Below are 19,404 nucleotides of genomic sequence, written 5' to 3'. Positions count from 1 at the left end.
TTATGCGATGCATTTACCGCCTGAGGAATGGCTGGCCCCTTTCGCCCCCTACCAATCATTAGCACGGCGGCTCTTGCCAGAAGCCTTCAGCGCTGTAGACGGCGCCCATGACGTGGCGCACCTGCAGCGCGTGTGGAAAAACGCCAGCCGCATCCAGCAACAAGAAGGCGGCGACCGGCGCATTTTGTGCGCCGCGGTCCTACTGCATGACTGCGTCACGGTTGAAAAAAACTCCCCCCAGCGGCCGCTGGCCTCACGCCTGGCGGCGCAAAAAGCCAGCAGGCTATTGGCGCAACTGGGCTGGCCGAACGCAGATATCCATGCCGTTGCCCATGCGATCGAGGCCCACAGCTTTTCTGCGGCCATCGCGCCAGAAACGCTGGAAGCCAGGATCGTGCAAGACGCCGACAGGCTAGATGCGATCGGTGCGATTGGCATTGCGCGCTGCTTTTATATCGCCGGGCGCTTGGGCAGATCACTGTACGACGCCGCCGATCCGCTGGCACAGCACCGGCAATACGATGACAGCCGTTTCACTCTCGACCATTTTCATACCAAGCTCTTCAAACTGCAGACCGGGCTCCAGACCGCAGCCGGCCGCCAAATGGCCGCATCACGCACTGAACGTATGCGGCAGTTTCTGGATAATGTGTTGGATGAGATCTGAGCCGGTGCGGAGCTTATCGCCCCGCCGGTCGGTTTAGAAGTTTTGCGCTAGCGAGGCCATATCAATCACAAAGCGGTATTTAACGTCGCTTTTCAGCATCCGGTCATAGGCCTGGTTAATGTTCTGTATATCAATCACCTCTACGTCGCTGGCGATACCGTGTTCAGCGCAGAAATCCAGCATTTCCTGGGTTTCTGCAATCCCGCCGATCAGCGAGCCGCTGATTGATTTGCGCCCCATGACCAGACCACCCCCGCTAACGCCCGGTTCCAGCGGCTGCATCTGCCCGACCAGAATCAAATTTCCGTCACGCGCCAACGCCCCCACATAAGGGTTAATATCATGCGGGTTGGGTATGGTATCGAGAATAATATCGAAATAATCGCTGACCGCCGCCATTTGCGCGGCGTCAGTGGAAATGATCACGTTGTCGGCCCCCAAGCGTTTGGCCTCTTGTTCCTTGCCCGGCGTTCGGGTAAACAGCGTCACTTCCGCCCCCAGCGCTTTGGCAAACTTCAGCCCCATATGCCCAAGCCCGCCCAGCCCGGCGACGGCCACCTTCATACCGGGGCCAACCTGCCAGTGCCGCAGCGGCGACCAGGTGGTGATGCCGGCGCACAACAGCGGCGCCGCCGCTTTCATATCCAGCTTTTCCGACAGTTTCAGCACAAATTTGTCGGATACCACAATCTTCTCGGAATAGCCGCCGAAGGTCGGCAGGCTGTCGTGGCGATCCACCCCGTTATAGGTCGGCGTGAACCCCTCCTCGCAATACTGCTCCAGATCCTCTTCACAGGCCGCACAGTGTTGACAGGAATCGACCATACAGCCCACGCCGACCCAATCCCCCACCTGAAACTGGCTGACCGCGCCGCCGACCTGGGCCACTTTGCCGATAATTTCATGGCCCGGCACCATCGGGTAAACGCTGTGCCCCCATTCGTTACGCGCCTGATGCAGATCTGAATGGCAAACGCCGCAATAAAGAATATCAATCACCACATCATTATCGCGCGGATCGCGGCGGATAAAATGATGAGGGGCTAACGCACTGGTTGCCGACTCGGCGGCAAATCCACGGATATTTAACGGCATCACTTTTCTCCTGAGACTTAATACAAGGCACCCGGCCCGCCTGGCTACGCCTAGCCAAGCGGCGTTACTGTTCATGGCGCAAGCTGATGCCTGCCCGCATGAAGCACGCTTATCAGTATGGCCAACCTGAAGCATTGTGCATTGCATAATCCTCGCCGATGCTTGCCTAAAGCTGGTTTTTTAATCCGGCATCGCCGCGCGCGCATTAGCAATACTCATTACCTGCGGATAATCATTAATAACAAAACGATCAAGGCGTTATAAATTGACAGCGAGATGAAGAATATTCATCATCGGATCTCATTCCTCTTTTGCGAGATCGCCATGGCCCAGGTTTCCTCCTATAACCGCCCGTCGCTGCCAGCGCTGTTGGTCGGTGGCCCATTGGCGCTCAAGCAGAAGAAACAGACGCTCGTTTGACCGGGGCGTGCTGTCCGGTCAGATGAACTGACAGGACGGCGCAGGTTTGCCCCGCTTGTTTCCTCATCTGACTTCATCTGGCGGTCACACACAGAAGGAGTTTTTCATGGCCTTATTTTCCGGCATCTGGGTTGCAATGGTGACCCCATTTGATAACAACGCGGTCGATCTACCGGCGGTAAAACGCCTGGCAAAACATTTGATTGCCAGCGGCGTTTCCGGGCTGGCGGTGTGCGGCACCACCGGTGAAGCCGCAGCCTTAAGCAAGGAAGAACAGCTGGCGGTGTTGGATGCGGTGTTATCAGTGGTGCCGGGCCATCAGGTAGTGATGGGGCTGGCGGGCAATAACCTGGCCGGATCGCTGCAGATGCTGCAAGCGATCCAGCAGCGCGATGTCGCCGGCGTGTTGGTTCCGGCCCCTTACTATATTCGCCCATGCCAGCAAGGGCTGGTCGATTATTTTACCACGCTGGCGGATGCGGCCCGTGTGCCGGTGATCCTGTATAACGTGCCTTACCGCACCGGCGTCGCCATGGAGTTGGACACCCTCCGCCAGATCGCCCGCCACCCACAGGTGAAGGCGATTAAAGACTGCGGTGGCAACCCAAACGCCACCATGGCGCTGATTGACGACGGCGAAATCGATGTGCTGACCGGTGAGGACAACCTTATCCTCTCCACGCTCTGCCTGGGCGGCCGCGGCGCCATCTCTGCCACGGCGCACCTGTATCCCGAACGTTTCGTGCAACTGGTGCAACAGGTGGCCGATGGCGATCTGGCGGCGGCGCGCGCTAATTTTTATGCCTTGCTGCCGATGATCCAACAGATGTTCAGCTTCCCCAACCCGGCACCGGTCAAGGCCGCGCTGACGCTGCAAGGGCTGATTCACAATGAGCTACGCGCGCCCATGCAACCGGTGCCACAGGCTTTGCGCCAGCAAATTGCCGCACAATTGGCGCTGCTGCAACCGGCGACGGCTGCGACGGTGTGAGGCGGCGGGCGGACCGATTCCGTGCCAACGCATGCCGCTACTGCGCGCGGTGGCCGGAAAGCGCCTAAGCTACAAAGAGCATCGGTTCGCCTTTCGTCATCTGTAACAAGGAGCTTGCGATGAAACTGTTTTGCACGCCGGGTACCTGTTCGCTGTCACCGCACATTATCCTGCGGGAAGCAGGGCTGGACTTTACGCTGGAGAATGTCGATCTGGCGCAGAAAAAAACTGAAAGCGGCGCTGATTACCGGACGATCGCGCCGAAGGGGCAAGTACCGGCGCTGCTGCTGGATAATGGCGCCCTGCTGACGGAAGGCGTGGTGATTGTGCAGTACCTGGCAGACCAGGTGCCAAGCCGCAAACTGATCCCCCCTGCCGGCAGCCTGTCGCGTTACCACGCCATAGAATGGTTGAACTTTATCGCCACGGAACTGCACCAGCAGTTCGCCCCGCTATTTTCCGCGGCAACCCCGGCGGCCTATCAGACCATCTGCCGGCAAAAACTGGCAAAACAGTTCCACTATCTGGCGGCCGAATTAAAGCAACAACCGTTTTTACTGGGTAACCGCTTTAGCGTTGCCGATGCTTATCTGTTCACCGTGCTGGGATGGGCTAAACATGTGCAGCTCGATCTGGCGGACTATCCGCCGCTGGCCGCCTATTACCAACGCATCGCCGCCCGCCCGGCGGTCGACGCCGCGTTGCAGGCGGAAGGCCTGCTATAACCACGCCGGCCCTGGGTTCAGGTAAAAATAAAGGGGCCATACAGGCCCCTTTATTTGTCATCGCGCGGTGATTACTGCCATTCGACCAAGCAGTAGTGTTTCTTGCCGCGGCGCAACAGAGTGTAACGCCCAAACAGCCGATCGCTGTCGCTGAAGGTGTATTCAGCGTTGGCCTGTTTCTCGCCGTTGACGGTCACCGCGTTGGAGCCGATCAGGGTGCGCGCCTGGCCACGGGATGGCGCCAACTCGGCATTCACCAGCGCCTGTTGCAGATCGGCCTCGGTGCCCAACTTGATGCTCGGCATACCGTCTTGCGCCAGTTGGGCGAAGTCGGCTTCGGTCAGCTCGTGCAGTGCGCCAGAGAACAGGCTCTGGGTAATGCGCTTGGCCGCGGCCAGCCCTTCCGCACCGTGCACCATGCCGGTCACTTCTTCGGCCAGCACGTACTGGGCGCGTGGCGCTTTGCCGCTGTTCGCATCTTCGGCCTGCAGCGCGTCGATCTCTTCCAGGCTCAGGAAAGTGAAGAACTTCAGGAAGCGGTAAACATCGGCGTCCGCGGTGTTGATCCAGAACTGGTAGAATTTGTACGGGCTGGTTTTTTCTGGGGCCAGCCACACGGCGCCGCCTTCCGTTTTACCGAATTTGGTGCCGTCGGCTTTAGTGATTAACGGCACGGTCAGGCCGAACACCTGTTTCTGGTGCAGGCGGCGGGTCAGATCGATACCGGAGGTGATGTTGCCCCATTGGTCTGAGCCCCCGATTTGCAGCTCAACCTGATGGCGGCCGTGCAGCTCGGCGAAATCGTAGCCCTGCAGCAGGTTGTAGGAGAATTCGGTGAAGGAGATCCCCACATCGTCACGGTTCAGGCGCTGCTTGACCGCTTCTTTGTTGATCATCTGATTCACGGAGAAGTGTTTGCCGATATCGCGCAGGAAGGTCAGCACGTTCATGCCGCCAAACCAATCGTAGTTGTTCGCCGCCACTGCGCTGTTGGCGCCACAGTCGAAATCAAGGAACGGGGAAACCTGCCTGCGGATTTTTTCTACCCATTCGTTGACGGTTTCGTTGGTGTTCAGCTTGCGTTCCGTCGCTTTGAAGCTCGGATCGCCAATCAAACCGGTCGCCCCGCCCACCAGCGCCACCGGCTTGTGGCCGGCCAGTTGGAAACGCTTCAGGCACAGCAGCGGAACCAGATGGCCCAAGTGCAAGCTGTCAGCGGTCGGATCGAAACCGCAATACAGTGCAATTGGCCCCTGCGCCAGTCGCTCTGCTAACGCTTCCTCATCCGTAACCTGGGCAACGAGGCCCCGCTCTTGCAGTTGTTTAATCAAGTTACTGCTCGCCATCAATGTCTCCATGTATCAACAAATGTGCCGTTATTGGCGCACGGTTTTCGCCCGGTGGCGAAATCAAAAATTTGGGTAGCGCATAGGATAAAGCGCCAGCGGCAACAGTGCCAGCGCTTAAAGGGATATTTCCATACCTACGGCGCCAAGCGGTCGATTTTCCACTCATTGCCTTCGCGTTGGTACAGAAAACGGTCGTGCAGACGGTGTTCGCCCCCTTGCCAGAACTCGACGGAATCGAAACTGACGCGGTAGCCGCCCCAGAAACTGGGCAGCGGCACTTCGCCCTGTTGGAACTTTTGCTTTATTTCGAGGAATTTGCTTTCCAGCACGCCGCGGGCAGAAATACGCGATGACTGGCGGGAAACCCAGGCGCCGATCTGGCTATCCTTCGGCCGGCTGTGGAAGTATTTCATCACTTCCAACGGCGACAGGCGCTGCGCCGTGCCCAGAAAGCTCACCTGGCGCTCCAGCATATGCCAGGGAAAATGCAGGCTGATTTTTGGATTGTGGGCCAACTGCTGCGCTTTGCGGCTGCCCAGGTTGGTATAGAACACCAGCCCGTTGTCATCAAAATGTTTGAGCAGCACGATACGTTGGTAAGGCTGGCCGGTTTCATCAACCGTGGCCACGCACATGGCGGTGGGATCGGCCAACCGCGCTTCGCAAGCCTGTTTCAGCCAGCGCTCGAACAAATCCAACGGGTTTGCGGTCAAATCGCCGCGGCGCAGGCCGCCGCGGGTGTATTCGCGGCGGAGATCCGCGATATCAAAATGCGTGTTATCAGTCATTTGGTGTATCAACCAACCAGAGAATTCGTGGCCCCATTCTGCGCCCACCGCCACGGAATCTCAATAACGCGGCTGGGGGGCGCCGCTTAGTTGACCAGCACGCAGTCGCTGATAATGACGTTGTCGTTACGCGCCACCTGCGCATGCTGGCCCTTGGACCAGAAGGTATATTTGCCGTCGCTGTACCTGGCGCCGGATGCCGCCAGCACCTGTTTCAGGTGCAATTGTTCACCGTCCAGCAGGAAGTTGGCGGTTCTGCCTTCGGCTGCCAGGGTGACCGTCAACGGTGTCGTGCCGCACTGGTAATGCAAAACCTGCCCTTTCTGCGGTAAAAAGTAGCTGCACCCTGCCAACGCCAGAGTGCCGGCGGTTATCAAGATTTTTTTCATCGCTCGCTCCTGCCGGGCAAACCACGCTGCACACCGGCCTGATAGTGGGGGAATCGCTTTTATCCTAACACCGCGGGTTACCGCCCGAAGGGAAAACCGGATAAATCCCACCCAGTAAGGTTTCGCGGCTGGCGCCGGTGACCGACGGCAGATTGCCGGGCTGGCCGGAAAGCGTGCGGAACGCCAGCCAGGCGAAGGCCAACGCTTCCATATCGTCGCCGCTCACGCCAAACCTGTCGGTCGGGCTGACTTCCGTTCCCGGCAACAGCGCAGACAGCCGCGCCATCAACAGCGGATTACGCGCCCCACCGCCGCAAACCAGCAGCCGATCGCAGCCGCCGGCCAACAACACCTGCTCACAGATCGTCACCACCGTCAGCTCAACCAGCGTGGCCATCACATCCACGGGCGCGATGGCCGGCATGGTGGACATCTGCTGTTCCAGCCAGCCGATATTGAAATACTCACGCCCGGTGCTTTTCGGCGCCGGCAGCGCGAAATAAGGATCGCCGCACATTTGTTGCAGCAGAGGCAGGCTGACGCGCCCTTGCAGAGCCCAGGCGGCGTCTTTATCGTACGGTTTGGCGCGGTGGCGCCAAACCCAGGCATCCAGCAGCATATTGCCTGGCCCGGTATCGAAACCGCGCACCGGCAGGCCCGGCAACAGTAGGGAAAGGTTGGCAATGCCGCCAATATTCAGCACCATGCGCCGCTCATCCGGGTGCGCCAGCAGCGCCTGATGAAACGCCGGCACCAGCGGCGCGCCCTGCCCGCCGTAAGCCATGTCGCGGCGGCGGAAATCCCCCACGGTGGTAATGTTGGTCAGCGCCGCCACCCGGTTATTGTCCCCAAGCTGCATGGAAAAGCGCATGTCGCCTACCGGCTCATGCCACACGGTCTGCCCATGACAGCCGATAGCGGTCACCTCATGCGCCGGTACGCCGGTTTGCCGCAGCAGCCCCAGCACCGCCTCGCCGAACAGGTTGCCCAGTTGAGCATCCAGGTGCCCCACCGCCGACAGCGTTGTTGGTTGCCCCTGGCACATGCCGAGAATGGCCTTCTTTAACGCTATCGGTATCGGGTGGCTGTAGCTGGCCTGTTGCGCAACCATTCGCCCGTCTATCGCGGCCAGCACGACATCAATGCCGTCCAGGCTGGTGCCAGACATCACACCTATATAACGGCCTGACTTCATAACCACATCCTTTAACCCATCACGGGGAAAATACGTTGCCATCCTGCTCACTAAACCAGAATTTTTTAATTAACGCTATGAATTATTATGATTTTCCTGGTTACGCACAGTGATTTTTACCCATTACCGGGCACCGGCTTAAGTTAACGGTACTAACACGTTGCTCTGCAATAGCCGATAATCTTATGATAAACATAAACAGCCGTTTATTATTGGTTGAATCGCGCAGCGTTAAGCTGCAAAGCAGAATGGCAGGGTGAGCCGCGTAGCTTTAGGCCATACTTTGACCTATTATGTTCTCTGAATCTGGCCTGGATGGTCTGGTCAGGTTACGGACTATTAAACTCAGGAGTTTTATATGATCAAACGTCTTCTCGTGGTTGCCATCGCTGCAGTTACGCTGGCGGGTTGTGCCAATGAATCCATGTCAGGCGATGTCTATTCTTCCTCCCAGGCAAAACAGATTCAGACCGTAACTTACGGTACGCTGGTATCCGTTCGTCCGGTGAAAATCCAGGGCGAAGAAAGCTCCAACACCATTGGTGCCGTGGGCGGTGCCGTTCTGGGCGGCCTGCTGGGCAACACGATAGGCGGGGGCACCGGGCGGACGCTGGCAACCGCAGCGGGCGCAGTCGCCGGCGGCGTGGCAGGTAACAGCGTCGGCGAAGTGGCCGGCCGCACATCCGGTTATGAACTGGAGATCAAAACCGACAACAAAGAAAACATTGTTGTGGTTCAGAAGGCCGGCAACACCAAATTCAGTCCTGGCCAGCGCGTACGTATGGCCCGCAGCGGCAATACACTGACGGTATCCCCGCTGTAAGCGTGGTGATGCGCGGCTAAAAAAAGCTAAACGATACCCAGCCAGTGAATTCTGGCTGGTTTTTTTTGCGCTGGCCCAAGCGGCGCGACATGAAGGCAAGCAGCCCTTCGCCTGCCGGGCGGTAACCCGAAGTATGCACGATCGCAACTGTATTTACCGCGTATTATCACCGCTTTATGCGATGCGTTATATACATTGCTATAAGACGCTATCGAACAATAAGATAAAACGGAGGCTAAAAGCCTCCGTTTCGGTATCTGGTGCTGTAAATTATTCTCATTCAATCACATCACTATATTATTGTTTGTCCTGGAGTTCCGTGATGTTTCTTTCCAGTTGTCCAATCAGTTTTATTAGCAGTTGTACTTCTTCGTCAGAGATTCCATTCAAGATTTTACGCCGTGTAGACGTGATAACATTGTCCAGTTCCCGAATTATGGGTTCTGCGGTCTCTGTCAACTTGATGCGTTTGGCACGCCGATCGTTCGCGCAGGTGTGGCGGGTAATCAGCCCTTTCTCTTCCAACTGATCCAATGTCCGCACCAGAGAAGGTTGCTCAATACCAATCGCCTTTGCCAACTGAATTTGCGACTGCTCCGGCGGCAACCGATTGATATTATGCAGCGTAATCCAGTGTGTTTGTGTCAGTTCCAACGGTTTAAGCCGATGGTCAATCAGTGCACGCCAAACACGAACCAAGCGCGCCAAGTCCGAACCTAATGTTGACTCCACTTTTCCTCCTTTATAAAAAGTATATTCACATCCTGCTCCCAGAGTGCAGCCTATGATTAGCAACGAATATTAATTTACATAATATAGCCACTTATTTAGTCAGCTTATACCATTCTACATATAAATAATTGCTCTGTCCGCTTAACGCACCGCTATGGCGAATAAATTCTCCCCATCGCACCCGTCATTTTACTTAATCCAGCCACATACCGGTGGTTTCCAGTCCCGCTTACGGCATTATTACCGTGCCCAAATAACATTTTGATATTATTAGGCCGCAAGCTTTTAGTCGGCGGTGCAATTAATTCTCGTTGTTTTTAGCGTGCCGCCCCCCACTACGGCACGTCATAGCCCAGAGCCGCTTTGCGAATGCGGAACCACTGCTGGCGGTTCATCACCAGATCCTGTGCGAGCAGCGCTGAACGCACACGTTCTATCTTGCCGGAGCCGATGATCGGTAACGGCGCGCAAGGCAGGCGCATCACCCAGCAATAGACCACTTGTTCCAGCGTTTGCGCGCCGATTTCTTCAGCGACCAAGCGTAATTCTTTACGCAGGTGGTGATATTCCGGCGCGCTAAGCAGGCGCCCGCCGCCCAGGCAAGACCACGCCATCGGCCGGATACGCAACTGCTGGCACTGATCCAGCACGCCATCCTGAATGTTGGCCTGATGGATCGGTGAGATCTCTACCTGGTTGGTCACCAGCGAGAACGGCAGCCGGGATTGCAACAGGGTAAACTGCGCCGGAGTAAAATTAGAGACGCCAAAATAGCGCACCTTGCCGCTTTGATGCAGCGCGACAAAGGCCTCGGCCAGCTCATCGGCATCCATCAGCGGATCCGGGCGGTGGATCAATAAAACATCAAGATAATCGGTATGCAGGTTAACCAAGGATTGCTCGGCGCTGCGCACAATATGCTGCCGGCTGGTATCGTAGTGGCCAATCGGATTGCCCGGCTTGGCGGTTGTCACAATACCGCACTTGGTCACCAGCTCCATGGCCTGGCGCAGCGCCGGTTTGAGACGAATGGCTTCGCCAAAGGCCTTTTCACAGCCGTAATCGCCATAAATGTCGGCATGATCGACGGTGGTGATGCCCAATTCAAGGTGCTGCTCAATAAAAGCCAGCCGTTGTTGCGGCGACATCCCCCACGCCAGCAACCGCCAGTATCCGCAGATCATCCGTGATAATTGAGGCCCCTGCGGCGCGAGTTGGATACGGTTCAGCATCTGCACACTCCATGACAACGTTTTGCACAGCATACACAAGCCGGCTCGCGTAGGGAAAGCAAAACACAGCGCTGCAAGCGGCATGCCAACAGGCTGAAAGTTAAAATAAAGAGGGTTGTTCTGGCTGCGGTTCATCCGGCTGTTTCGCGGCGCGCTGCTGGCGCAGGAAGCGTTGGCGGCATAGGCGCAGCACGTCGCGCTTTTGCGCATCGTTCATTTGCAGCCAGCCAAAGCGTTCGTCACGGCTGCGCATGCAGCCACGGCAAAAGCCACGCTCGTCGGTTTGACAAATACCGCGGCATGGGCTTGGGATATCGAAAAACTCAAGTTGCTGCGCCACACATCCTCCTGTTTCCCAGGCGCTGGCCCGGTGAGGTACATACCTCATGTTAATTGAAGACGTATTCGGCAACGCTGGCAAGTGGCTTTACCGCCGGCTGAAAAAATAATGCAAAGCGGAAATACCAGGCAAGAGAGAGGAAAGCGCGCCGGGAGCGTTCCCCCCGGCGCAGGGGAATCAACCAAGCACTTTTTTCACACAGGCCTTAAATACCTGCACGCCGGTTTCCAGCGCGGACAGTTCAAATTTCATCTCCGGATGATGCAACCCCGGCGTCAGATTGACGCCCAGGCCCCAAAACCCGGCCTTCACATTGGCAATCCGCAGCGGATAATGGAAGAAATCTTCACTGCCCGGCGTGGTCTTTTCCGCCACCAGCCCCTGTGGCCCCAGCACGTCAGTAATTGATTCAGCGATCAACGCCGTCATTTCACTACTGATTTCAGCGGCCGGCATCTCTTTAAGGATTTGGATCGCAACCGTTGCGCCAAACGCAGCGGCGCTGTGGTTGATCGCCCGCTGCACTTTGGTTTTCAACGTTTCCATCGGTTCATTGAACTGGGAGCGCAAATCCCAGCAGACGCGTGCTTCACCGGGAATGGCGTTGGTAACGCCGGCGTCGCTGATAAAGCGCGTCGCCTTGGCGCTATAGGTCAGATTCGGCGCCAAGTGAATGGCATTGACCGCCTGCACCGCCGCCGCCGCGGCATCCAGGGCGTTCACCCCTAGGTGCGGGCGCGCTGCGTGCGCAGGCACCCCGGTGAATACCGCTTCCACCGTTGCCGAAGCGGAATAATACATGGCTGCGACCGCCTGCCCCATCGGGCACTCTTCCAACGGGCGCAGGTGGAAGCCCAGGATCATTTCCACATCGTCGAGCGCGCCATTTTCCGTCATCGCCAGTGCACCGGCGCCCACCTCCTCGGCCGGCTGGAAGATGATCTTCAGCTTGCCGCGTTTCACCGTGCCCTCGGCGATAATTTCCTGCGCGGCCGCCAGCATCACCGATGAATGGCCGTCATGGCCGCAGGTATGGCGTGCACAAGGTTGGCCGTCAATAATGTGCCCCAGAGCATCCATATCCGCCCGCAGCGCCAATACCGGCCCCGGCAGGCCGCTGTCCAACTCGGCGATAATGCCGGTGGTGCCATTCACATTTCGCGTCAGGGTAAAACCGGCCTCTTCCAGCTTTTGTGCGATATAAGCCGAGGTTTTGAATTCTTCAAAAGCCAACTCGGGGATCTGGTGCAGATGGCGGTAGTGCTCTAATGTCTTAGACACGCGTTAACTCTCCTACTTGCTGGTAAACAGGAACCGTGATCCTGCGGCGCCCAACTCATGCGGGCGCCGCAGGCGGCGATGCTAGTGTGCCTTACGGCGCTAACTAGGCAAAAATCCGCATAATAATCATTGCTATCACTGAATTTAAGATGCTGGTCAGCATCAACAGCGGCCAATATTTCTTCGGCACATCGGCCACCCCAAGTAACCGCCCCATATACTGCAACTGCGAGCCCATCAGGAAAATCGCTGGCGCCAGGATAGTAATGTGCGTGACGTCCAGCGTGCCTTTTGTCAGTAAGCTCACCGCCACCCCGGTGCCTGCCGATGACGACAGCCAGGCCGTCAGCAGCACGGTAATCGCCTCGCCGGGCAACCCCAGCAGCCCCATCAACGGCGCAAAGAGTTTGCCGATGATGCCCATTACGCCGAGCAGATTCAGCATTTCCGAAATGACATAGGCCATCAGAACGTTGGGCAATAAATTATTGATGGCGATATTGAAGCCTTTGCGCGCACCAATCACGAAAATATCAAACGGGTTATTAGTGACCTTTGTTGCATTACTCATTTTCGAAGTCCTTTTTATACACCGTATTTAAAATAACCCGTACAAATGCCGCGCCGACGAATTTCAATACAAACATCACCACCAGCGGAAGAATCACCGGCAACGTTAAAGAGGTAAACAATGCAGAGCCAATGGAGAAATAGTTATTGATCAAGCCTGCGCCCGAATATTGCCAGGCGCCCATGATTACCACATCTTTTTTAGTGACCTGCTTGTTGTCATACAGTTCTTTGCTTAACGCCGCACCGGCATCGGTACTTTGCAAATCGGTAATTAGCGCCAGCCCGGTATAACCGGGAATGCCGAGTATTGGTTTCAGCAACGGGGTAAGCAAGCGGTGCGCCGCCCTGATCGCCCCATAGTGGGTAAAGATTTCCAGCAACCCCAACGCCAACATCACCGTTGGCGTTAACGACAACGCGAACAGAAAGCCCGCTTTAGCGCTGACGCCGCCGGCGCCGAGGAAGGTATTGGTGGTGGGATCCTTCATGGTGCCGAATGCGCCGCCGAGCGTGGTGAAGTCAAACGCGCCCAGCCACTTCATGCCATCGACTTTAAAAAACAAGCCGGAAAATAACAAAACGACCAGAATCAGCGCCAGATAGGCCCCTTTTCCCACTCGCCACTCATCGTTTGCAGAAGTTACCTTCTCTTCTGCCGAATTTATATCTGCCATACTTACCCTATCTCCTGATGTAAAATTAAAAAGGCCGAATGCCGATTTAACAAAAAATCATCACCTGTACTTTATAAATAATGCGGCAGGTTATTCCATAATAAGCCGTGCGTTGCTCATGCCATCCGAACAAAATAGAAAGCAGAAAATATGCAACGTCATTTATTAGCGGCTACGCCATCCCCTATATTTATTATAATTAAGGGTGGCAGGCACGATAACCGCACCATAATAACGCACCTCGCCCCACAATGAAGCACCACCCTGGTGCGATCTGACCTTATACTGCACGTTGTTGGTCATTTGTGCGTTTTTTTGATTATGTCCATATGCGTAGGTAATATAAATGTGGTTTTAAACACTTTATTGTTGCCCTGAAAGCAACGGTTACGCGGAGGCAGAAGCCCGTTGTTCCACGAAAAGCAGATAAGCTATCTTTACGAAGTCGGCATCCAGGGCGGGATCCGCCGGGCGGCCGACATTCTGGGCGTCAACCCTTCGGTGATCAGTCGACAAATCGCCATCCTTGAGCGCTCGCTACAGTTACCGCTGCTGGAGCGGCGGGGGCGCAACGTGGTCTTGACGGAAGCGGGCAAACTGCTGGCGGAAGATTTCTACCAAACCCGCCTGCGGCGCGAAAAGCTGGAGCGCCACCTGAAAGATCTGCGTTACATGCAAGGCGGTTCGGTCATTCTCCACGTGGGCCCTGGTCTGATCGAAGACTTCGTGCATCATGTGTTAACCGTATTTTCCGCCGCCTACCCCGATGTGTTTGTCGATATTTTGTCCGGCAGCATGCAGGCCATGATGACCGAAATCATCCGCGGCGAGGCCGATATGGCGCTGGCGTTCGGGCCGATCGGCAACCCGGAGCTGAAGCGGCATAGTTTCCCGTGGGGGCCGATTTGCGCCATCGTCAACCCGGAGCACGCCATCGCACAACACCATAGCGTGACCATTGAAGCATTGATGGAGCACCGCCTGATTGCGCTCAGCGACGTGTTCGGTCTGCAACGGCATATGAACGCCATGTTCCAAAGCAAAGGGATGCTGTTCACCCCTGCTTACCGTTGCAACCTGTTTTCCACCGCGCTGACCCTAAGCGCATCCGGGCTGGGCGTTTCTTTTATGACGGCGCGGGCGGCCGGTAGCCATTTGAAAGACCATTCGCTGGTTGCGGTGCCGATCGATCACCCCATTGCGCGCGAATCGCAGTGCCACCTGCTGCGCAATTCGGATCGTCGTTTTACACCGGCGGCGCAACATCTGTGGCAACTGCTGCTGCGCTTTTTGCAAAACGAGGTGTAACCGGGGCCAGATTCCGCAAAGCGGCCCACATTGAATTCCCTTCTGGCGCAAGGCTATACTAGGTCTGTCCAAGCCGCTCGCGGTTAAGCACGGCGGCTTAATTAGCCATCATCAGAGGATATTATGCGCTTACTCCATACCATGATCCGCGTCGGGGACCTGCAACGCGCCATCGACTTTTATACCAAGGTATTAGGGATGCGCTTGCTGCGTACCAGCGAAAATCCGGAATACAAATATTCGCTGGCGTTTGTAGGCTATACCGATGAAAGTGAAGGTGCCGTCATTGAACTGACTTACAACTGGGGCGTTGACAGCTATGATATGGGCACCGCGTTCGGGCATCTGGCGCTGGGCGTCGATGACGTGGCGGCAACCTGTAACAGCATCCGCGCTGCCGGCGGCAAGGTCACGCGTGAAGCCGGCCCCGTCAAAGGCGGCACCACAGTGATAGCCTTTGTTGAAGATCCGGACGGTTATAAAATCGAGCTGATCGAAAACAAACATGCCGGTCATGGCCTCGGCAACTGATTAATTCCTCCAGGGCGCGCTCAGCGCCCTTCTTTTTATCCCCTGCATCACGGCGCAAAATTTGCAATAATGCGCGCTGAATTCGATGAAGATAAGAAACTAATGGCAGAAAAAAGTGATCTTAACGCCCTGTGTGGCCGTTTTCGGGGTTTTTACCCCGTAGTGATTGACGTTGAAACCGCAGGCTTCAACGCCAAAACCGATGCATTGCTGGAAATCGCCGCCGTCACGCTGAAAATGGACGAAAACGGCTGGCTACAGCAGGACGAAACCCTACACTTCCACGTTGAACCGTTCGAAGGCGCCAACCTGCAGCCCGAAGCACTGGCGTTTAACGGGATCGACCCAAACAATCCGCTGCGTGGCGCGGTGAGTGAATACGATGCGCTGCATGCGATTTTTAAAGCCGTGCGTAAAGGCATCAAAGATCAGGGCTGCAACCGGGCGATCATCGTGGCGCATAATGCGACCTTTGATCACAGCTTCCTGATGGCGGCGGCTGAACGCGCCGGGCTTAAGCGCAACCCGTTCCACCCGTTTGCGACCTTCGATACGGCGGCGCTCAGCGGTTTGGTGCTGGGGCAAACTGTGCTGGCCAAGGCCTGTATTGCCGCAGGCATGCCGTTTGACAGCAGCCAGGCCCACTCTGCGCTGTACGACACAGAGCAAACCGCCCTACTGTTTTGCGAATTGGTTAACCGCTGGAAGCGCCTTGGCGGCTGGCCGCTGGCCGTTGCCGAAGATTGCTAACGCGTTAAAACAAACAGGGCGGCCAATTGGCCGCCCTGTTTTTTACTGCCAACGCCATTAAGGCTGCTGGTTTTCCTGTTCTTTGTACTTCTCTGCGGTTTCTTTGATCAGTTGCTGCAACTCGCCGCGCTGGTACATTTCGATGATGATGTCACAGCCGCCAACCAATTCGCCGTCAACCCAGAGCTGGGGGAAAGTCGGCCAGTTGGCATATTTCGGCAATTCAGCGCGGATATCCGGGTTTTGCAGGATATCCACATAGGCGAAACGTTCACCACAGGCAGACAGCGCCTGGACGGCCTGCGCGGAAAAACCGCAGCTTGGCAGTTTCGGCGAGCCTTTCATGTACAACAGAATGGGATTGCCGGCAATCTGCTGTTGAATTTTTTCAATCGTCGTCATTTATTGCTTCCTCAAGCCACGTAATGGCTACAACTTACATCACATTCACTATTGTAGCGGCTGGAACCGGGGCAAGAAAACACCATCTTTAACAAGGGTATTATCCAGACGCCGCTCGTGCTGCACAGGTCACGCCATTCCGGTAGAAATATGCGCGCAGAATAACATTTTTAATCAGCCCGTTTCACTACTATATTTTTACTGCGGCCTGACGTTGTTTTTTTATACATACCAATGACACATTTTAGCCTTACCTTAGCAAATAATTTGCGTTGCCGGAAAAAGCGCCAACTGCGCGCAGCCGCATAGGGGCGCGGCCTGACGTACAAAATCAACGCACCTGCAGCGCGAAGTATGAAGGGTATTAAAGGCTATTAACTTTTTCTCACAATATGCATTATTATTTTTAGGTTCTGCTCTGTTTTATATGACGATTATCGGGAATACTGTAATCCTTTTGTGGCAAGCTTCGGGACCAAGGTTGGTAATATCAAAATGCGTTCACTGTTTACGCTCTTTGTGATGCTCTTTACTATGCTCTTCTTCAACCTGGCGCATGCTGCGCCACAGGCTCGCGTTTCTGCCGAGCAGCGAAAAAGCCACGTTAATGATGCCCGGGCTGACGATCGCAAGAAAAAGAAGCAGGACAAAGCCGGTAAAAAAGCCAAAGTGGCCGCCCCACAAAAAACAGTAAAGCATGAATTAACCCAGCACAGCGAAAAAAAGACCGCCCGCCTGCGTAAAAGCGTTAGCAAAACGCAACGCGTAACAAAAATAAAAGTCACGCCGCCGAAAAAGGGCTACAAGAAAGGCTACGGCCGGCACCGCGAAGCCGGCATCGCAACTGCCAAACTGCTTGGCGCTGAAAAACCGCTCAAACTTAGCCCCGCCCACAAAAAACGTTATCAGCATGCCAAACAAACCGCGATGGCAAAACTGTTGGATCAAATGGGGAAACCCTACCGCTGGGGGGGCGCATCGCCAATGACCGGCTTTGACTGCAGCGGCCTGATTTATTACGCCTATAAAGACGTGGTGAAGATAAAAATGCCGCGCACCGCCAATGAAATGTATCACCTGCGCGATGCCGCGCCGATCAGTCGCAGCGAGCTGGAACGCGGCGATTTAGTGTTCTTCCGCATCAATAACCGCGGCGCAGCCGATCACGTTGGTGTTTATTTGGGCAATGGCAAATTTATTCAGTCGCCACGTACCGGCGAAGAGATCCGCATCAGCCAGTTGGATAATGACTACTGGCAAAACCATTATATCGGCGCACGCCGCGTCGTTACGCCAAGCACCATCCGCTAATCCCCTCCTACGGCCGGCGCCTTAAGCCTGCCGTATTGTTATCCCGATCCTGCCGATGCTTTAATCAATCAGACAGTTAGCACACTTTAAACCTTTTTTTCACCGGCAAAGTTGTTAAGATTAATATCCACACAAAAAATATAACAACTCTCTTTTACGGCGGCGGCACCCAGTACTACGGCCACCGCCGAAGCAGTCGTTGTAAATAAAAAGGAGAAAGCAATGTCGTTTGAATTACCTGCATTACCGTATGCAAAAAACGCCCTCGAGCCGCACATTTCCGCCGAAACGCTGGAATACCACTATGGCAAGCACCATAACACCTACGTGGTTAACCTGAACAATTTGGTGAAAGGCAGCGAGTTTGAAGGGAAATCCCTGGTTGATATCATCAAAACCGCCAGCGGCGGCGTGTTCAACAACGCCGCACAGGTATGGAACCACACCTTCTATTGGCACTGCCTGTCGCCACAAGGCGGCGGTGAACCTAGCGGCGCGGTGGCTGATGCCATCAACCAATCCTTCGGCTCTTTCGCCCAGTTCAAAGAGGCATTCACCAAGTCTGCCATCGGCAACTTCGGTTCCGGCTGGACCTGGCTGGTGAAAAAAGCAGATGGTAGCCTGGCTATCGTCAACACCTCCAACGCGGCAACCCCGCTGACCGGTGACGACAAACCGCTGCTGACCGTGGATGTGTGGGAACACGCCTACTATATCGATTACCGCAATGCACGCCCCAACTACCTGGAAAACTTCTGGGCGCTGGTCAACTGGGCATTTGTGGCAGAAAACCTGGCGTAAAATGGCAGGAAAATAAATATCCTCCGGCATAGCCGGAGGTTTTTCTGATGCGCCTATAAGGCTCTGTTACCAGCCGCGCCCTAACAGGCGCATACGATCTGACATTTGCATCAGACTCCGTTACTTACGGCCCGTAAACGGGCTGCCCGGGTAAGGGATCGATAACTGCTCGCCCATTTTATCCTCTTCAAGTTGGTGCTTTATGTATTCCTGTATCTTCGCGGTGTTCTTCCCCACCGTATCTACGTAGTACCCCCGGCACCAGAACTCCCTGTTTCTGTATTTGAATTTCAGATCTCCAAACTGCTCATAAAGCATCAGACTGCTTTTCCCTTTCAGATATCCCATAAAGCCAGATACGCTCATTTTGGGCGGGATTTCCACAAGCATATGGATATGATCTGCGCAGCATTCAGCTTTCAGGATCCGTACATTTTTCCACTCACATAGCTTTCTTAAGATACTGCCTATCGCCAGACGTTTCTCTCCGTAGAACGCTTGTCTTCGGTATTTTGGCGCAAAAACTATGTGATATTTACAGTTCCATCGGGTGTGCGCTAAGCTCTTTTCGTCCCCCATTGGGACCCCCTTTTGATTTCTTGTTGAACTTTTGCAGTTGCCAGACCGCAAGATGTTTTAACAAATCAAAAGGGGTTTTAATAACTGGCTTAAAGCTGAAAGCTTTCCGGAACCCCCAGCCTAGCTGGGGGTTTTCCATAGACAAGCAAAAGGCGCAGCCAGGCTGCGCCTTTTTTATGTCAGGGGATCAGTGCATCACAGCGGTAAAGCTAAAGATAATAATCATCGCCAGCGCACACACCGTCGTAAACAGCGATAACTTCAGATCGGTATCCATCAACAAACTCCTTATCAGATTGGCTGGTTCGAGCATAAAAGCCATTATATTAATACGTCAATGATTCTCCCACAGTTTACAGATAAAATCTTGTGCTATGACAACGCCGCGACGCAGCGGGTGCCGTCGGCGGCACGCGCCGTTATTGCCGGGCCGGCAATAACCCGCCTG

23 protein-coding genes are annotated in these 19,404 nt (G+C 55.2%); 9 read left to right on the top strand and 14 right to left on the bottom strand.

Annotated elements, in window-relative coordinates; genetic code table 11:
* Window positions 1-7: 7 nt before the first annotated feature.
* Window positions 8-667: an HD domain-containing protein gene (locus ACN28Q_RS23900; protein WP_095848619.1), complete on the top strand. Its 660-nt coding sequence runs from the start codon at window positions 8-10 to the stop codon at window positions 665-667.
* A 33-nt stretch (window positions 668-700) separates the two neighbouring features.
* Here the strand turns inward: ACN28Q_RS23900 and ACN28Q_RS23895 are convergent, their stop codons facing one another.
* Window positions 701-1,762 (bottom strand): NAD(P)-dependent alcohol dehydrogenase, encoded by a 1,062-nt coding sequence (locus tag ACN28Q_RS23895; protein ID WP_095848618.1) that lies wholly within the window; start codon window positions 1,760-1,762, stop codon window positions 701-703.
* 526 nt (window positions 1,763-2,288) lie between these two features.
* On the opposite strand from ACN28Q_RS23895, the gene dapA reads away from it, so the two are divergent.
* Both dapA and gstA read left to right on the top strand, forming a co-directional pair.
* On the top strand, window positions 2,289-3,173 hold the full coding sequence (dapA, locus tag ACN28Q_RS23890; RefSeq protein WP_095848617.1) for a 4-hydroxy-tetrahydrodipicolinate synthase: 885 nt from the start codon (window positions 2,289-2,291) through the stop codon (window positions 3,171-3,173).
* A gap of 119 nt (window positions 3,174-3,292) precedes the next feature.
* Window positions 3,293-3,898 carry a glutathione transferase GstA gene (gene gstA / locus ACN28Q_RS23885; protein ID WP_095848616.1) on the top strand — a complete coding sequence of 202 codons (606 nt, stop codon included), beginning with the start codon at window positions 3,293-3,295 and terminating at the stop codon, window positions 3,896-3,898.
* A gap of 71 nt (window positions 3,899-3,969) precedes the next feature.
* Here the strand turns inward: gstA and tyrS are convergent, their stop codons facing one another.
* The 4 genes from tyrS to anmK all read right to left on the bottom strand — a co-directional run bounded on the left by tyrS (window position 3,970) and on the right by anmK (window position 7,619).
* Window positions 3,970-5,244: a tyrosine--tRNA ligase gene (gene tyrS / locus ACN28Q_RS23880; RefSeq protein WP_095848615.1), complete on the bottom strand. Its 1,275-nt coding sequence runs from the start codon at window positions 5,242-5,244 to the stop codon at window positions 3,970-3,972.
* Window positions 5,245-5,381: 137 nt separating this feature from the next.
* Window positions 5,382-6,035, bottom strand: a complete 654-nt coding sequence (gene pdxH, locus ACN28Q_RS23875) for a pyridoxamine 5'-phosphate oxidase (protein ID WP_095848614.1) — start codon at window positions 6,033-6,035, stop codon at window positions 5,382-5,384.
* Window positions 6,036-6,121: 86 nt separating this feature from the next.
* Window positions 6,122-6,424: an MliC family protein gene (locus tag ACN28Q_RS23870; protein WP_095848613.1), complete on the bottom strand. Its 303-nt coding sequence runs from the start codon at window positions 6,422-6,424 to the stop codon at window positions 6,122-6,124.
* Between the two features lie 64 nt (window positions 6,425-6,488).
* A complete protein-coding gene (gene anmK, locus ACN28Q_RS23865; RefSeq protein WP_095848612.1) occupies window positions 6,489-7,619 on the bottom strand; it encodes an anhydro-N-acetylmuramic acid kinase in 1,131 nt (376 codons plus the stop codon).
* 358 nt (window positions 7,620-7,977) lie between these two features.
* Between anmK and ACN28Q_RS23860 the strand changes: the two genes are divergently transcribed.
* Window positions 7,978-8,442 carry an outer membrane lipoprotein gene (locus ACN28Q_RS23860; protein WP_095848611.1) on the top strand — a complete coding sequence of 155 codons (465 nt, stop codon included), beginning with the start codon at window positions 7,978-7,980 and terminating at the stop codon, window positions 8,440-8,442.
* A 297-nt stretch (window positions 8,443-8,739) separates the two neighbouring features.
* Here the strand turns inward: ACN28Q_RS23860 and slyA are convergent, their stop codons facing one another.
* The 6 genes from slyA to ACN28Q_RS23830 form a co-directional block, all read right to left on the bottom strand.
* Window positions 8,740-9,174, bottom strand: coding sequence for a transcriptional regulator SlyA (slyA, locus tag ACN28Q_RS23855; protein ID WP_095848610.1), 435 nt, complete (start codon window positions 9,172-9,174; stop codon window positions 8,740-8,742).
* A 335-nt stretch (window positions 9,175-9,509) separates the two neighbouring features.
* On the bottom strand, window positions 9,510-10,406 hold the full coding sequence (locus ACN28Q_RS23850; protein WP_095848609.1) for an aldo/keto reductase: 897 nt from the start codon (window positions 10,404-10,406) through the stop codon (window positions 9,510-9,512).
* A 100-nt stretch (window positions 10,407-10,506) separates the two neighbouring features.
* On the bottom strand, window positions 10,507-10,746 hold the full coding sequence (locus tag ACN28Q_RS23845; protein WP_095848608.1) for a DUF1289 domain-containing protein: 240 nt from the start codon (window positions 10,744-10,746) through the stop codon (window positions 10,507-10,509).
* Window positions 10,747-10,923: 177 nt separating this feature from the next.
* A complete protein-coding gene (locus ACN28Q_RS23840) occupies window positions 10,924-12,027 on the bottom strand; it encodes an amidohydrolase (RefSeq protein WP_095848607.1) in 1,104 nt (367 codons plus the stop codon).
* 103 nt (window positions 12,028-12,130) lie between these two features.
* Window positions 12,131-12,598, bottom strand: coding sequence for a YjiG family protein (locus ACN28Q_RS23835; protein WP_095848606.1), 468 nt, complete (start codon window positions 12,596-12,598; stop codon window positions 12,131-12,133).
* On the bottom strand, window positions 12,591-13,274 hold the full coding sequence (locus ACN28Q_RS23830) for a nucleoside recognition domain-containing protein (RefSeq protein ID WP_095848605.1): 684 nt from the start codon (window positions 13,272-13,274) through the stop codon (window positions 12,591-12,593). The genes ACN28Q_RS23835 and ACN28Q_RS23830 overlap by 8 nt, the downstream gene beginning before the upstream one ends.
* 408 nt (window positions 13,275-13,682) lie before the next feature.
* Between ACN28Q_RS23830 and ACN28Q_RS23825 the strand changes: the two genes are divergently transcribed.
* The 3 genes from ACN28Q_RS23825 to rnt all read left to right on the top strand — a co-directional run bounded on the left by ACN28Q_RS23825 (window position 13,683) and on the right by rnt (window position 15,863).
* On the top strand, window positions 13,683-14,582 hold the full coding sequence (locus ACN28Q_RS23825) for a LysR family transcriptional regulator (protein WP_095848604.1): 900 nt from the start codon (window positions 13,683-13,685) through the stop codon (window positions 14,580-14,582).
* Between the two features lie 123 nt (window positions 14,583-14,705).
* Window positions 14,706-15,113, top strand: coding sequence for a lactoylglutathione lyase (gloA, locus tag ACN28Q_RS23820; protein ID WP_095848603.1), 408 nt, complete (start codon window positions 14,706-14,708; stop codon window positions 15,111-15,113).
* Window positions 15,114-15,182: 69 nt separating this feature from the next.
* Window positions 15,183-15,863 carry a ribonuclease T gene (rnt, locus tag ACN28Q_RS23815; protein ID WP_095848602.1) on the top strand — a complete coding sequence of 227 codons (681 nt, stop codon included), beginning with the start codon at window positions 15,183-15,185 and terminating at the stop codon, window positions 15,861-15,863.
* 57 nt (window positions 15,864-15,920) lie between these two features.
* On the opposite strand, the gene ACN28Q_RS23810 is transcribed toward rnt, so the two are convergent.
* Window positions 15,921-16,265 (bottom strand): Grx4 family monothiol glutaredoxin, encoded by a 345-nt coding sequence (locus tag ACN28Q_RS23810; RefSeq protein ID WP_095848601.1) that lies wholly within the window; start codon window positions 16,263-16,265, stop codon window positions 15,921-15,923.
* A gap of 495 nt (window positions 16,266-16,760) precedes the next feature.
* On the opposite strand from ACN28Q_RS23810, the gene ACN28Q_RS23805 reads away from it, so the two are divergent.
* The gene (locus ACN28Q_RS23805) at window positions 16,761-17,576 is read left to right on the top strand and encodes a C40 family peptidase (protein WP_095849178.1); all 816 of its coding nucleotides are present in this window, start codon (window positions 16,761-16,763) and stop codon (window positions 17,574-17,576) included.
* 222 nt (window positions 17,577-17,798) lie between these two features.
* On the top strand, window positions 17,799-18,377 hold the full coding sequence (gene sodB / locus ACN28Q_RS23800) for a superoxide dismutase [Fe] (protein ID WP_095848600.1): 579 nt from the start codon (window positions 17,799-17,801) through the stop codon (window positions 18,375-18,377).
* A 120-nt stretch (window positions 18,378-18,497) separates the two neighbouring features.
* On the opposite strand, the gene tnpA is transcribed toward sodB, so the two are convergent.
* Window positions 18,498-18,956, bottom strand: coding sequence for an IS200/IS605 family transposase (gene tnpA / locus ACN28Q_RS23795; RefSeq protein ID WP_145957814.1), 459 nt, complete (start codon window positions 18,954-18,956; stop codon window positions 18,498-18,500).
* A gap of 187 nt (window positions 18,957-19,143) precedes the next feature.
* Entirely contained in the window at window positions 19,144-19,233 is a 90-nt protein-coding gene (cydH, locus tag ACN28Q_RS23790) for a cytochrome bd-I oxidase subunit CydH (RefSeq protein ID WP_165907102.1), read from the bottom strand.
* Window positions 19,234-19,404: the final 171 nt, after the last annotated feature.

Source organism: Gibbsiella quercinecans (assembly GCF_002291425.1).
GTDB classification, from domain to species: domain Bacteria; phylum Pseudomonadota; class Gammaproteobacteria; order Enterobacterales; family Enterobacteriaceae; genus Gibbsiella; species Gibbsiella quercinecans.
Note: the sequence above shows the minus strand (reverse complement) of the source record. Positions and strands in the feature narration are given on the sequence as shown.